This window comes from Sphaerotilus hippei (assembly GCF_003201595.1).
Taxonomy (GTDB): Bacteria; Pseudomonadota; Gammaproteobacteria; order Burkholderiales; family Burkholderiaceae_C; genus Sphaerotilus; species Sphaerotilus hippei.
In genome coordinates, this window is record NZ_QJJS01000020.1 from 1 (window position 1) to 13,634 (window position 13,634).

Annotated in this window: 14 protein-coding genes; 4 read left to right on the top strand and 10 right to left on the bottom strand. The window is 71.7% G+C overall.

The window, feature by feature from the left end; translation table 11 throughout:
* Positions 1 to 211 precede the first annotated feature (211 nt).
* The 3 genes from C7444_RS17050 to araD all read right to left on the bottom strand — a co-directional run bounded on the left by C7444_RS17050 (position 212) and on the right by araD (position 3,798).
* Positions 212 to 1,213, bottom strand: a complete 1,002-nt coding sequence (locus tag C7444_RS17050) for a Bug family tripartite tricarboxylate transporter substrate binding protein (protein ID WP_110402061.1) — start codon at positions 1,211 to 1,213, stop codon at positions 212 to 214.
* A gap of 58 nt (positions 1,214 to 1,271) precedes the next feature.
* The gene (locus tag C7444_RS17055; RefSeq protein WP_110402062.1) at positions 1,272 to 1,982 is read right to left on the bottom strand and encodes a ribonuclease activity regulator RraA; all 711 of its coding nucleotides are present in this window, start codon (positions 1,980 to 1,982) and stop codon (positions 1,272 to 1,274) included.
* 85 nt (positions 1,983 to 2,067) lie between these two features.
* Positions 2,068 to 3,798 carry an L-arabinonate dehydratase gene (gene araD / locus C7444_RS17060; protein WP_110402063.1) on the bottom strand — a complete coding sequence of 577 codons (1,731 nt, stop codon included), beginning with the start codon at positions 3,796 to 3,798 and terminating at the stop codon, positions 2,068 to 2,070.
* 109 nt (positions 3,799 to 3,907) lie between these two features.
* On the opposite strand from araD, the gene C7444_RS17065 reads away from it, so the two are divergent.
* The gene (locus C7444_RS17065) at positions 3,908 to 4,609 is read left to right on the top strand and encodes a GntR family transcriptional regulator (RefSeq protein ID WP_110402064.1); all 702 of its coding nucleotides are present in this window, start codon (positions 3,908 to 3,910) and stop codon (positions 4,607 to 4,609) included.
* A gap of 21 nt (positions 4,610 to 4,630) precedes the next feature.
* On the opposite strand, the gene C7444_RS17070 is transcribed toward C7444_RS17065, so the two are convergent.
* Positions 4,631 to 5,581 (bottom strand): DUF3616 domain-containing protein, encoded by a 951-nt coding sequence (locus C7444_RS17070; RefSeq protein ID WP_170130789.1) that lies wholly within the window; start codon positions 5,579 to 5,581, stop codon positions 4,631 to 4,633.
* Between the two features lie 271 nt (positions 5,582 to 5,852).
* Between C7444_RS17070 and C7444_RS17075 the strand changes: the two genes are divergently transcribed.
* Positions 5,853 to 7,844 carry a secretin N-terminal domain-containing protein gene (locus C7444_RS17075; RefSeq protein ID WP_110402066.1) on the top strand — a complete coding sequence of 664 codons (1,992 nt, stop codon included), beginning with the start codon at positions 5,853 to 5,855 and terminating at the stop codon, positions 7,842 to 7,844.
* Between the two features lie 18 nt (positions 7,845 to 7,862).
* Here the strand turns inward: C7444_RS17075 and C7444_RS17080 are convergent, their stop codons facing one another.
* Entirely contained in the window at positions 7,863 to 8,261 is a 399-nt protein-coding gene (locus tag C7444_RS17080) for a response regulator (RefSeq protein ID WP_211317586.1), read from the bottom strand.
* Positions 8,262 to 8,585: 324 nt separating this feature from the next.
* Between C7444_RS17080 and C7444_RS17085 the strand changes: the two genes are divergently transcribed.
* The gene (locus C7444_RS17085; RefSeq protein WP_110402068.1) at positions 8,586 to 9,566 is read left to right on the top strand and encodes an alpha/beta hydrolase family protein; all 981 of its coding nucleotides are present in this window, start codon (positions 8,586 to 8,588) and stop codon (positions 9,564 to 9,566) included.
* A 35-nt stretch (positions 9,567 to 9,601) separates the two neighbouring features.
* Here C7444_RS17085 and C7444_RS17090 read toward each other — a convergent pair whose 3' ends face one another.
* Positions 9,602 to 9,931 (bottom strand): hypothetical protein, encoded by a 330-nt coding sequence (locus C7444_RS17090; RefSeq protein WP_110402069.1) that lies wholly within the window; start codon positions 9,929 to 9,931, stop codon positions 9,602 to 9,604.
* 111 nt (positions 9,932 to 10,042) lie between these two features.
* On the opposite strand from C7444_RS17090, the gene C7444_RS17095 reads away from it, so the two are divergent.
* Entirely contained in the window at positions 10,043 to 10,429 is a 387-nt protein-coding gene (locus C7444_RS17095; protein WP_110402070.1) for a SirB2 family protein, read from the top strand.
* A gap of 4 nt (positions 10,430 to 10,433) precedes the next feature.
* On the opposite strand, the gene C7444_RS17100 is transcribed toward C7444_RS17095, so the two are convergent.
* The 4 genes from C7444_RS17100 to C7444_RS17115 form a co-directional block, all read right to left on the bottom strand.
* Positions 10,434 to 11,519, bottom strand: a complete 1,086-nt coding sequence (locus C7444_RS17100) for a hypothetical protein (RefSeq protein WP_110402071.1) — start codon at positions 11,517 to 11,519, stop codon at positions 10,434 to 10,436.
* On the bottom strand, positions 11,513 to 11,836 hold the full coding sequence (locus C7444_RS17105; protein WP_245909614.1) for a metal-sulfur cluster assembly factor: 324 nt from the start codon (positions 11,834 to 11,836) through the stop codon (positions 11,513 to 11,515). The genes C7444_RS17100 and C7444_RS17105 overlap by 7 nt, the downstream gene beginning before the upstream one ends.
* Positions 11,837 to 11,894: 58 nt before the next feature.
* The gene (locus C7444_RS17110; protein ID WP_110402073.1) at positions 11,895 to 12,365 is read right to left on the bottom strand and encodes an RrF2 family transcriptional regulator; all 471 of its coding nucleotides are present in this window, start codon (positions 12,363 to 12,365) and stop codon (positions 11,895 to 11,897) included.
* Positions 12,366 to 12,429: 64 nt separating this feature from the next.
* Positions 12,430 to 13,626 (bottom strand): NnrS family protein, encoded by a 1,197-nt coding sequence (locus C7444_RS17115; RefSeq protein ID WP_211317587.1) that lies wholly within the window; start codon positions 13,624 to 13,626, stop codon positions 12,430 to 12,432.
* Positions 13,627 to 13,634 lie beyond the last annotated feature (8 nt).

Below are 13,634 nucleotides of genomic sequence, written 5' to 3' on the forward strand. Positions count from 1 at the left end.
CGCCCTGTCCTACTCCAAGGGCAAGGACCTGGCGGCCGGCACCCCCGACAAGAACACCTCCCTGCGCGTGCGCTTCAACTACGCCTTCTGATCCCCCGGGCCTTCGGGCCCGCCGCGCCGGATCCTCCCCACCAGGGAACCCCGGCGCTCACCGCTCCATGCAAAAGGGCTTCCCCTCGGGAAGCCCTTTTTCCATGGCCGGACGGGCCGCTCAGTTGACGCTGGCACCGGACTTCTTGATCAGCGCCGCCCAGCGCGGGATCTCCTTGGCCATCAGCGCGGCCAGCTCACTCGGTGAGCTGCCCACCACTTCCATGCCCAGCGTGGCCAATTTCTCCTTCACGTCGGGCTGCTTCAGCGCCTTGGCGATCTCGTCGTGCAGGCGGTCGACCACGGCCTTGGACGTGCCCTTGGGCGCATACACCGCCTGCCACGAGAACATCTCGAAGCCCGGCACGCCGGCTTCGATCATGGTCGGCGTGCCGGGCGAGGCGGGTGAGCGCTTGGGGCTGGTGACGGCCAGCAGCTTGAGCTTGCCGGCCTGGATCAGCGGCAGTGCGGCGGTGAGCTGGTCGAACATGAAGGTGATCTGGCCCTGCGACACGTCGATCATCGCCGGCGGCGTGCCCTTGTAGGGGATGTGCGTCAGCGGCACCTCGATCAGGTCGGCGAACAGCTCGCCCGCGAGGTGGGTGGAGGTGCCTGCGCCCGAGGAGGCAAAGGTCCGCTGCTTGTCGTCCTTCCTGATCAGCGCCACCAGCTCGGCCACGGTGTTGACCTTGAATTGGGTGCTCACCAGCAGCACGTTCGGCAGGAAGCCGACCAGCGACACCGGCTCGAAGTCCTTCACGGGGTCGTAGCCCAGGTTCTTGTAGAGGCCGGCATTGATGGCGTGCGTGCTGATGGTGCCGCCGATCAGCGTGTAGCCGTCGGCGGGCTGCTTGGCCACGTAGCTGCTGCCCAGGCCGCCGCCGGTGCCGGCGCGGTTCTCCACCACCACGGTCTGCTTGAGCGCGTCCTGCAGCTTGCTGGCCAGCGTGCGGCCCACCACGTCGGTGGTGCCGCCGGCGGTGAAGGGCACGACATAGGTGATGGGCTTGGCGGCGGGCCAGGCGGTTGGTGCCTGGGCCTGGGCCCAGACCGGCAGCACGGCAGCGGCGGCGCCCGCGCCGAGGTGGGTGAGCAGGTCGCGGCGGGTGGGGGTGCGGGTCATGGTCTTGTCTCCGGAGGTCTCGTGGCGCGGGTGCTGCGCGGTCTCGTCAGGTGCAGGCTCAGCGGCCCGTGGCGGCGCGCCAGGTGGCGAAGTCGCTGCGGCTTTGTTCCTGGGTCGGCGGGTACAGGCCGATCACGGCGCGGCCCTTCAACACTTCTTCTTGGACGAAATCTTCGAAGGCGGTCATCTCCACCGCCTCGTCGGCGATCTCGTCGGCGATGGCGGCGGGGATCACGATCACGGCCTCGGCATCACCGACCACGATGTCGCCCGGGAACACCGGCGCGTCGCCGCAGCCAATCGGCACGTTCAGGTCGAGCGCCTGGTGCAGCGTCAGGTTGGTGGGCGCGCTGGGCCGTGCGTGGTAGGCGGGCATGCTGTACTTGGCGATGTCGGGCGAGTCGCGGAAGCCGCCGTCAGTGACCACGCCGGCCACGCCGCGCACCATCAGCCGCGCCACCAGGATGCCGCCGGCCGAGGCCGCGCGGGCGTCCTTGCGGCTGTCCATCACCAGCACCGCGCCCTCGGGGCATTGCTCCACGGCCACGCGCTGCGGGTGGTTCGGATCCTGGAACACGGCGATGCCGTTCAGGTCCTCACGCGCGGGGATGTAGCGCAGCGTATAGGCAGGGCCGACCATGTTGGGCAGGCTGCGGTTGAGGGGCTGCACGCCCTGGATCACCTGGTGGCGCAGGCCGCGCTTGAAGAGCGCGGTGCAGAGGGTGGCGACGCTGACGGTCATCAGCTTGGCGCGGGTGCTGGGGTTCATGGCGGGTCTCGGTCTGGAAATGGAAAGCAGGACTCTGGCGAGCAGGGCAGGGCCTCGTGGACGGCTCGGCGTCGCGGGCGACGCGTCAGAAGATGTCGGGCTCAGGCACGGGCTGGCCGAAAGTGGTCTCCAGGAAATCGAAATCACAGCCCTCGTTGGCCTGCAGGATGTGGCGGCCGAACATCCAGCCATAGCCGCGCTCGTAGCGGGGCGGCGGCGGGGTCCAGGCGGCGCGGCGCGTGGCCATCTCGTCGTCGGAGATGTCGAGATGGATGCTGCGGGCGGGCACGTCGACGCTGATCAGGTCGCCCGTCTTCACCAGGGCCAGCGGGCCGCCCACCGCGGCTTCGGGCGAGCAGTGCAGCAGGCAGCCGCCGTAGCTGGTGCCGCTCATGCGCGCGTCGCTCAGGCGCAGCATGTCGGTCACGCCTTGTTTGAGCAGCTTGGTGGGGATGGGCAACATGCCCCACTCGGGCATGCCGGCGCCGCGCGGGCCGGCGTTGCGCAGCACCAGGATGTCGTCGCCCGTCACGTCGAGGTCGGGGTCGTCCACGGCGGCCTTCAGGCTTGGGTAGTCGTCAAACACCAGCGCGCGGCCGGTGTGCTGCAGCAGGTGCGGCGCGCAGGCGCTGGGCTTCACGGCCACGCCATCGGGTGCCAGGTTGCCGCGCAGCACCGCCAGCGCGCCCTCGGCATAAATCGGGTTCGTCACCGGGCGGATCACGTCGGCGTTGTAGACCTCGGCGCCAGCGATGTTCTCGCCCAGCGTGCGGCCGTTGACGGTGAGCGCCTCGGTGGCCAGGTGCGGGCGGATCTGTTCCAGCATCGCGGGCAGTGCACCGGCGTAATAGAAGTCCTCCATCAGGTAGCGGTCGCCGCTGGGGCGGATGTTGGCGATCACCGGCACGCGGCGGCTGGCGGCGTCGAAGTCGTCCAGCGTCACCGGGTGGCCGGCGCGGCGGCTCATGGCGATGAGGTGAATGATGGCGTTGGTGGAGCAGCCCATGGCCATCGCGCAGGCGATGCCGTTCTCGAAGTTGGCGCGGCTCAACATGCGCGCCGGCGTCAGGTCCTCCCACACCATGTCGACGATGCGGCGGCCGCACTCGGCGCTCATGCGGATGTGGTTGGCATCCGCAGCCGGGATGCTGCTGGAGCCGGGCAGCGCGAAGCCCACGGCCTCGGCGATGCCCATCATCGTGGCGGCCGTGCCCATGGTCATGCAGGTGCCGTGGCTGCGGGCGATGCCGGCCTCCATCTCGGCCCAGGCCTGGTCGCTGAGGCGGCCGGCGCGGCGCTCGTCCCAGTACTTGAAGGCATCCGAGCCCGAGCCCAGCACCTGGCCCTTCCAGTTGCCGCGCAGCATGGGGCCGGCGGGCAGATAGATGAAGGGCAGGCCCATGCTGAGCGCGCCCATGGTCAGGCCGGGCGTGGTCTTGTCGCAGCCGCCCATCAGCACCGCGCCGTCCACCGGGTGGCTGCGCAGCAGCTCCTCGGTCTCCATGGCCAGGAAGTTGCGGTAGAGCATGGTGGTCGGCTTCACCATCGACTCGCTCAAGGAGATGGCGGGCAGCTCCAGCGGAAACCCGCCGGCCTGCAAGATGCCGCGCTTCACGTCGTCCACCCGCTGCTTGAAGTGCGAGTGGCACTGGTTGGCATCGCTCCAGGTGTTGACGATGGCGATCAGCGGCTTGCCGACGAACTCCTGCTTGTCGTAGCCCATCTGCAGCACACGCGAGCGGTGGCCGAAGCTGCGGAAGTCGTCGGGGGCGAACCAGCGCGCACTGCGCAGGGAATCAGGGGTGCGTCGTGTCATGGCCGAAGTAAAGCACTAATATATTAGTGCGTCAACCGGGCCATCACGTCTGCCGGGCTTTCTACAATCGAGGCCACGCCCTCGTGCCGCTCCGTTCCTGCCCGCCCTCATGCCCCTGCCCTCCACTCCCATCCGCCTGGACCGATCCCGCCATGCGGCCCCCCAGGTCTTCGAGAAGCTGCGGGAGATGATCCTGACGCTGGAGCTGGCCCCGGGCACGCTGCTGTCGCGCGCGGAGCTGGCCGCCTGGTTCGGCATCAGCCAGACGCCGGTGCGTGATGCGCTGATCAAGCTGGGTGAGGAGGGGCTGGTCGACATCTTTCCGCAGCACGCCACGGTGGTCAGCCGCATCGGCCTGGCCGCGGCGCGCCAGGCGCACTTCCTGCGCCGGGCCATCGAGCTGGAAGCGGTGCTGGCCGCCGCCGCGCTGCCCGGCGAGGCCCGTGCCACGCTGGCGGCCCGGCTGGGCGACGTCATCCATCGGCAGGATCAGGCGATGAACGCCCAGGACGTGAACGGCTTCATCGAGAGCGACCGCGGTTTCCACCGCCTGCTGATCGAGGCGGCGGCGGTGCCCGACCTCGGCGACCTGATCCACCGGCGCAGCGGCCAGGTCGACCGGCTGCGCCGCCTGCATCTGCCGGCCCAGGGCAAGATGGCCGCCATCCTGATCGACCACCGCCGGATCGTCGCGGCCATCGCCGCCGGAGACGGCGCGGCGGCACAGGCCGCGCTGCGCCAGCACCTGTCGGGCACGCTCAGCCAGGCCGAGCAGATCCGCAGCCGCCATCCGGACTACGTCGAGGACTGAGCCGGGCCGCCCCGGCCGGCCTCACTGCGGCCGGGGCAGGCGCAGGCTGCGGAACGACTGCCGCGCGGCGGGCAGGTCCTTGCAGGCCTGTCCGGCGGTCTCGATGCCACCGTCGTCGCTGAGCAGCTGCAGCGTGCCGGTGGGCATCTCGAACAGCGCCTCGGGCCGCAGGTCGCCCAGAGGGGCCTCGGCATGCGCCTGCGGGGCCTCGCCCGGCAGGCCCGACCACTTGTAGAGCTGGAAACGGCCCTCGTCGGCGGTCGGCCCGGCGACGATGAAGTAGTAGGCGCCGACCCGCTCGATGCTGCGGATGCCCCGCCCGCCCAGGTCGAGCTCGACGGGCGTGCCGAGGCGGGCCCGCTCGCTGCCCATGACCACCTCCTGCGGGTTCTCGATGGGCACCAGCAGCGCCCGGCCCTGGCGCAGCGGGCTGCGCAGGCCGACCAGCAGCTGGCCCTGGGGCGTCGCCGCCAGGCCCTCGATGTTCAGCCCGCCCGGGGCCTCGGGCGCCAGGCGGGCCGCCTCGCGCAGCCGGTAGGGCGCCAGCTGCGGGGCGGCCAGCAGGTCGTCCGGCAACTGGCGGTAAGGCCGCCCGACCGGGACCAGCGTGGGCACCGCGCCGCGGCGGTCGACCTCGGTGGCGAACAGGCGCTGGCGCTCGGGCCGTTCCTTGCCGTTGCGGTTGCGGCCGTGCGAGCCGATCCAGTAGAGGCGCCGCCCCACCGTGGCCACGCCCTCGAGGTCGGACTCCTTGCCCTCGGTGTCGAGGAAGGCGTCGAGCGAGACCGTGGCGCGGGCCGCGGCCCGGCCGCGCTGGAAGATGAACAGGGTGTTGACCTCGTCGCTGGCCACCACGAAGTGCGTGGCATCGAGGGCGGCGGCGGCCGAGGCATCGCACAGGCCCTCGTGCACCGCCTGCTGCTGGGCCGACACCGGTGCGGCGAGCACGCCCAGGCCACCGAGCACCAGCATGCCGCCAGCCAGCAGGCGCCACGGCGACCGCCGGCCGGCCGGACGCGCGCGGGGATCGGCGCACAAGGCGGGAACGGGAACGGGAACGGCAGCGTGGCAGGCAGGGCTCATGGTCGACGCCGATGATGCCTCAATCGCCGCGGCCCACCGTTCGCCGCAGCATCGTTACGTATCTTCAGCAAGCGTTGACACGGCCTGCCGATGATGGCCGGCCCTCCCGACCGAAGCCGTGCCCTTGAATCCAGCGTACCCGGCGTCGCTCCTGCGACGCATGCCCTCGTTCCTGTCGCTGCTGCTGGTCGCCGCCCTGCTGTGCAGCCCGCCTGCGGCCCGGGCCCGCAGCGCCACGGCCGCACCGGTCACGCTGAACTTCCCGGACGCCGACATCGGCGCCGTCTCGCGGGCGATGGCCGCCATCCTGGGCCGCCCGATCCTGGTCGACCCGCGGGTCAAGGGCCGCATGACGCTCTACACCGAGCAGCCGGTGTCGCTGGCCCAGGCCCACGCGCTCTACGTCGCCACGCTGCGGGGGCTGGGCCATGCGGTGGTGGAGTCGGCCGGGCTGCTCAAGGTCGTGCCCGAGACCGAGGCCAAGCTGCAGACCGGCACGGTGGTGACCGTGCCCGCGTCGCCGGCGAGCCGCCAGGGTGACCAGATCGTCACACGGATCTTTCCCGTCGTGCACGAGAGCGCGAACAACCTGTCGACCGTGCTGCGTCCGCTGATCAGCCCGAACAACCTGATCAACGTCAACCCCGGCAACAACACGCTGGTCATCACCGACTACGAGAGCAACCTGCAGCGCCTGGCCACGCTGATCAGCGCGCTCGACACCCCCAGCGCCACCGACGTGGAGGTGGTCGTGCTGCAGCACACGCTGGCCAGCACGCTGGCCGTCACCGTGCAGAAGCTGCTCGACGGCACGCCGTCGTCATCGGGCTCCGGTGGCCAGGGCGGCCAGGGCGGTGGCGCCTCGGGCGGGTCGGCCACGACCGTGCTGGCCGACCCGAGCCTCAACGCCCTGCTGATCCGGGCCCCCCACCCGGCCCGGCTGGCCGCCGCCCGGGCGCTGATCGCCCGGCTGGACCAGCGTGGCGCCGGCGCCGGAGGCAGCGACGTGCACGTCATCTACCTGAAGAACGCCGAGGCGACCCGCCTGGCGACCGTGCTGCGCGCGGCCTTCCCCCACATCGGCGAATCGGGGCGCAGCAGCGGGGGCGGCAGCCCGGCCGCCGCCAGCACCGGCGGCGCGCCGGCCGGTGGCAGCAGCTCGGCCTCCGCGGCCTCGGCCGGCGGCAGCTCGGGCAGCGCGGGCTCGTCGCAGACGACCACCCCGGTCACCGCCACCGCCGCACCGTCGACCGGCGGCTCCATCCAGGCCGATCCGGCCACCAACTCGCTGATCGTCACCGCCGCGCCCCCGCTGCTCAAGGAGCTGCGGGCGGTGATCGAGCGGCTCGACGCCCGGCGCGCGCAGCTCTACGTCGAGTCGCTGGTCGTCGAGGTCGATGCCAGCAAGGCGCGCGACGTGGGCGTCAAGTGGCAGCAGATCTTCAACATCAGCACCCTCTCGGGCCTGACGCTGGGCACGGTGGCCGAGGCGCTCGAGTCGATGTCGGGCACCAACATCCTGTCCACCGCCAACGTGGTGACGCTGGACAACGAGGAGGCCAAGATCGTGGTCGGCCAGAACGTGCCCTTCGTGACCGGCTCCTACACCACGACCAGCGGCACCTCGAGCAACCCCTTCCAGACCATCGAGCGCAAGGACGTGGGCGTCACGCTGCGCATCCGGCCGCAGATCAGCGAGAACGGCAGCGTGCGCATGACCATCTTCCAGGAGTCGTCGTCGATCTCGTCGACCGCCGCGACGGGCACCAGCAACGCCGGCCCGACCACCAACAAGCGCTCGATCGAGACCAACGTGATCGTGCACGACGGCCGCATCGTCGTGCTGGGCGGGCTGATCCAGGACAGCCAGACCGACGATGCCGCGGAAGTGCCCTACCTCTCCAGCGTGCCGGTGCTCGGCGCGCTGTTCCGCAGCCGCAGCCACAGCCGCAGCAAGTCCAACCTGATCGTGTTCCTGCGGCCGGTCGTGATGCGCGACGAGACCGCCTCGAACCAGCTCACGCTGGACCGCTACGACTTCATCCGGGCGCGCCAGCGCGAGATGCCCGAGGACATCAAGGACGTGCTGCCCGGCCGGGATCGCCCCGAAGTGCCCGACCTGCCGGCGCTGCAGCCCGCGGACGGCCGCTGAGCCGCGGGGCCGAGGGACTCAGGCCGTCACCAGGCCCTTCTTGCGCAGGATGTTGCCCAGCTTGTCGGCCAGCGTGGCCGCGGTGAAGGGCTTGACGATGTAACCGTCGGCCCCCGCCTGGGCGGCCTCGACGATGTTCTCCTTGCGCGCCTCGGCGGTGATCAGCAGGAAAGGCAGGTGGCGGTGCTCGGGCGAGCGGCGCACGGCCTTGAGCAGCTCCAGGCCGTTCATGACCGGCATGTTCCAGTCGCTGATCACCATGTGGATGGTGCCCGACTCGATCAGGTCGAGCGCCTGCCGGTCGTCCTCGGCCTCGAGCGTGCGGCTGTAGCCGCTCTCGCGCAGCAGGTTGACGACGATGCGCCGCATCGTGCTGAAGTCGTCGACGATCAGCACGCTCATGGAATTGGGGTTCATGGTCTGTGACGGGTTCTGCGCAGACAGCGCTGCCGGCCCCTGGGGAAAGTACCCGTGCGAGGATTGCCGGGCTTCAGCGAATAGATCGACGGGCAGGCCGAAAACTTGAGCCTTCAAGCAAATTACATTCCCTCTGGGTTCTTCATCGATCCCCACCCGAGTGGATCAGATCGGATCGAACGCACTGATCCGGCTGCGCGAGCATGATCGTCTGACGAGTCCAGTCCGCGGTTGAAAGACCTCGCCGATCACTTTTCTCGCGCTGACAGGCATCCTGTCGATCAGAACAATTTTTGGCCATGCCACGACCGAGGACACGACCGCATGAACTGGACCCCTCGACGACGCGATCTGCTGAAGCTGGGACTGGGCACGGCCCTGCTGTCGGGCCTGCGGCCGGCCTGGAGCGCCGACGAGGACAGCGCGCCGATCCGGGTGCTGGACCTGGACTGGGTCGACCGGGCCCGCGACCGGGCCGTGCCGGTGCGGCTCTACCTGCCCGGGCGCGACGCGCCGGTGGCGCTGATGGTGTTCTCGCACGGCCTGTTCGGCACCCGCCTGGGCTACAGCTACCTGGGCCGCCACGTCGCCGAGCACGGCATCGCCAGCCTGCACCTGCAGCACGTGGGCAGCGACCGCGGCATCTGGAACACCAATGTGCTGACGCGGCTGGGCAACGTGCTTCAGGCGGTTCGGGACAGCGAAGCCACCGCGCGCGCGCTGGACCTGCGCTTCGCGCTCGACCGGCTGCTGGCCGAGCCGGCGCTGGGTGAGCGCATCGACGCCGGGCGCATCGTCGCGGCCGGCCATTCCTACGGCGCCAACACCACGCTGCTGGCCACCGGCGCGCACGTGGTGCGCAGCGGCAAGGCGTTGTCGCTGCGCGACGACCGGCTGCGTGGCGCCCTGCTGCTGTCGGCCCCGCCGTTCTACGGCGATGCCGACCTGAGCCCGATCCTCGGTCCGGTGCAGGTGCCGTCGCTGCATGTCACCAACACCGAGGACACCATCGACATCCCCGGCTACCGCAGCCCGGTGACCGACCGGCTGGCGGTGTTCGACGCCATCGGCAGCACGCAGAAGGCGCTGGCCGTGTTCCACGGCGGCGGGCACAGCGTCTTCACCGACCGCACCGGCCCGGGCGGCGCCGAACTCAACGCCCGCATCAAGGAGGCCACGCGGACCCTGACGCTGGCCTTCCTCGACGGCCTGTTCCGCGACGGTCGCCCCAGCGCCGCCGCCCTCGAGCCCTGGCGCATGCGCCATGCCAACACGCTGGCACGCTTCGACCTGCGGGCGGGCTGAAGGCACCCGAGAATCCAGGAAGCAAGCGCCGTCCCTCACTCCAGCGGCTCGCGCCCCGGCGGCGGATAAGGATCGGCGACGTAGGCCGGCCCCTTCATCACGATGACGATGGCGCAGCCGATCAGCAGCGTCAGCACCAGGGTCCAGTCGAGCACGACCACGCCGATCAGCATGTAGTCCATCAGCCGCAGCGCACGCTCGTCGCCGGGCGTGGGGGTGTCGGGGGCCATCAGGTGCACGAGCAGCGAAGCCAGCGCGGGCAGTGCCGTGCCCCACAGCAGCAGCGCCGGCAGGCGGCGCCAGAGCGCCCACTCGAGGCCGGGGGCCGAGCGCTGGAAGCCCTTGAGCTTGTGGAACCAGTTCATCAGCGGACTCCCTTCGGGGTGATCGGGCCGCATCGTCGGCCGGACTCCGGCTTGTAGCAGACCCGGCGCCCGGTGGGGAATTCAGGGTCAAAAAGGCGCTAGGCTCACGGCATGGACTACAGCACCCTCCGCAGCCTGCACATCGGCTGCGCCGCCCTCAGCATCGGCCTGTTCGCCTCGCGTGGGGCCCTGCAGCTGCTGGGCGTCGACTGGCGCCGATGGCGCTGGCTGCGCATCCTGCCCCACGCCAACGACACCGTGCTGCTGACGGCGGCGGTCTCGCTGGCCGTGCTCAGCGGCCAGTATCCGCTGGCCCGGCCCTGGCTCACGGCCAAGGTGGTCGCGCTGGTGCTCTACGTGGTGCTCGGCCGCATCGCGCTGCAGCCCCGCCCGGGCCGGCGCCTGCATCTGCCGGCCTGGCTGGCGGCGCTGGCCTGCGCGGGCTACATCGTGGGCGTGGCCGTGACCCGCTCCCCCAGCCTGGGGCTGGGGGCCTGACGCCTCAGCGCCGGCGCCGGGCGGCCTGCCCCCGCCGCACCGACACGCCCATCACCAGCGCGAAGACCACCAGGGCGAGGGCGTGTCCGGCGCCGGCCCAGGGCAGCAGGGCCGGCCGGTCGGCCAGCGGCGCGGTGATGCGCAGCAGCAGGCTCAGGCCCAGGACGGGCAGCGGCAGCAGCGCCCAGCGGGTCGGCAGCGGTCGCCAGCCGGCCAGCGCGGGCAGCATGATCGGCGCGTGGCCGAAGACCATCGCCATGACGAAGCCCAGCCACAGCACATGCCAGGCCACCGCCTGTCCGGCCAGGCCCAGCAGGGCCGCGCCCAGCAGCCAGAGGTAGCCCGTGCTCAGGCACAGGGCCGTGTGGCCGGCCCAGCCGCGGGCCCGCCATTGCCGGCTCGGCAGGTCCCAGCGCAGCAGCCAGGCCGCCAGGGCGGCCAGCAAGGCCCACCACAAGGCCAGGCCGGCCGGCTCCCGGCCCGCCAGCAGCAGGCCCGCGGCCACCGCCAGCAGCGCCCAGCCGACGACGAACCCGTGCTCGCTCCAGCGTGGCAGGCGCACCATCTGCATCAGCTCGCGGCGCTCCCCGGCGATCGTCAGCACCAGGAAGGCGCTCCAGCCCAGCCGCGCCAGCATCGGCTGGCCGGCGCCGAAGCCCAGCGTGCCCACCAGCAGCGCCAGGGCACCGGAGGCCTCGACCGCCAGCGGCAGCGATGCCGCCCGGTGCCAGGCCGCCCAGGCGTACAGCCCCAGCAGCCCCGCGGCCGAAGCCGACCACGACACCTGCGCCACCGACCAGGCGCCGAAGCCCCAGGCCAGCAGGCCGCCCAGTCCCGCCAGCGCCGGCACCCACAGCCCGCGCCGCAGCGCCACCGCCCGCTCGAGCGCGATCAGCGCACCGAAGAAGCCGGCCATCATCACCGCGCCGTGGGCGGCGACCGCCTGCGCGCCGCCAGGGCCGTGCAGCGCGGGCGGCAGCGTGCCCAGGCGCACCAGCCCGCCACCGAGCGCGCCCAGCAGGTTCAGCATCGCCAGCAGCACCACGGCGGCCACCGCCGCGCGCGGCAACGGGGCCCGTTCGTTCACCATCCGAAACGCGCCTTCAGCGCCGGCGCCAGGCGTTCGGGCGACCAGGCCGTGTCCCAGTCCATCGCCACCTCCACGGCCAGGCCGGGCGGGCAGATGCGCTCCACCTCGACCCACGCGTCATCGAGGATCACGTCGGCCATCGGACAGGTGACGCTGGTCGGGATCAGCGTGACGCGCAGCTCGCCGGCCGCCAGCGCGACGTCCAGCACCAGGCCCAGGTCGACCAGGTTCTCGCCCATCTCCGGATCGTGCACACGGGCAAGCGCGTCGAGCACGGCGGCATGCAGGTCGGGCGGCATCGGGAGCGGGGGCGACACGACGGGGTTCATGGCAGGCTCGCAGGGAAAGTGGAAAGGGGCCGGCGGCGCCCGGCGTTCAGGCCGGGCTGCGGGCCCGGCGGGTGGCCGCACGGCGTGGCAGCGCCACCACCTGCGCGGCCTCGTGCACCGGCGGGGGCAGCACGTCGGCCAGCGTGCGGCAGTCGAGTGACTGCATGAACGCCGACAGCGCCTCGCTGAACACGCCGGTCAGCCGGCAGCGGCCGGTGAGCTGGCAGCCCGTGCCGCTCGACAGGCATTCGACCAGCTGGAAATCGGGCTCCACGCTGCGCACCAGCGCGCCCAGGTTGATCGCCTCGGGGGCCAGCGCGAGCCGCATGCCCCCGCCCTTGCCCCGCACCGTCGTGATCCAGCCCGCCAGCCCGAGCTGGTGGGTGATCTTCATCAGGTGGGCCTCCGACAGGCCATGGGCCGTCGCGACCTCGGCGATGGTGCACAGGCGGTCGGGGCGCTGGCCGATGTACATCAGCAGTCGCAGCGCATAGTCGGTCATCGCGGTCAGTCGCATGGTCGCTTTCTCGGGGCATCTCTCGGGCCGGGGCCGTGGCGGCCGGACCGCATTGTGGAGCGACTCAGCCGGGCTGGCCGTCGGCACGGGGCTGCAGCAGCCAGGGCGTGTAGCGCACCAGGTACAGCACGAAGGCCAGCGACCACAGGCCGGCCGAGCCCAGCGTGGCCGGCATCAGCCAGGCCGGCTCCAGCAGCGGGCCGCCCACCCGCACCAGCGCGGCCAGCGTCACCAGCAGGTAGGCCGTGGTCTCGACCGGGCCGGCCTGCAGCGGCCGGCCGGTGTGGCCCAGCGCGGTGCGGGTGATCATGCCCAGCGTGATGCCACCGATCAGGCCCACGGTCAGCGCGTGGGTGGCCAGGCCCGATGGCACCCATCCGGCCTGGGCCGCGATGCGCAGCGCCAGGTGCACCGGCAGCCACGCATACGCCAGGTGCAGCACCCACACCAGCGGGTTGGAAAGGGTCTTCCAGGGCTGCCACAGCAGCAGGCGCACGCCGTGAGCCAGCAGCGCGACGCCGAGCAGCAGCACCAGCGGCAGGCCCTGCAGGCCCAGCGCGTCGGCCGCCAGCAGCAGCAGCACGCTGCCCAGGGCCAGCTTCTCGAGGCGCGGATCGCGCCGCGCCTTCAGGCCCGGCACGCCGTTGTTGCTGAACATCGGGATGACCCGTCCGCCCATGACGGCGATCATGAACAGCAGCACGTCCAGCGCCACCGGCAGGCCCGGACCCGCGGGCAGCACGATCCAGCCGAGCTGGCCGAGGTGCAGCACCGCGCAGGCCAGCGCCATCAGCAGCAGCAGGCCGACGAAAAAATAGTTGCGACGGTTGCGGCCCGCGTGCAGCGCACGCCACAGGCCCCAGGCCGCCAGCAGCGGAAACGCGACGTTGACCACCGCCGCGGCCACGCCCCAGGGCGTCAGCACCAGCACGCGGCCGGCCAGCCACAGCAGCGCCAGGGCCATCAGCGGCCAGCCGGTGGGCGTGGGCCGGCCCGACCAGTTGCGCCCGGCGGTGAACAGGAAACCGACGACGATGGCCAGCGTGTAGCCGAACACCATCTCGTGCGCATGCCACAGCGAACCGCGCAGCCAGGGCGGCGTGATCAGGCCGGAGAACTGCAGCGCCCACAGCGGCACGGACAGCACGGCCAGCGCCGCGGCCAGCAGGTAGAACGGCCGGAAGCCCAGGTCCCACAAGGCCAGCCGGCGGGCCGGCGGCAGGCGCCGGGGTTCGGCCAGCGGCATCAGCACGGTCGCCATGGCGGGCT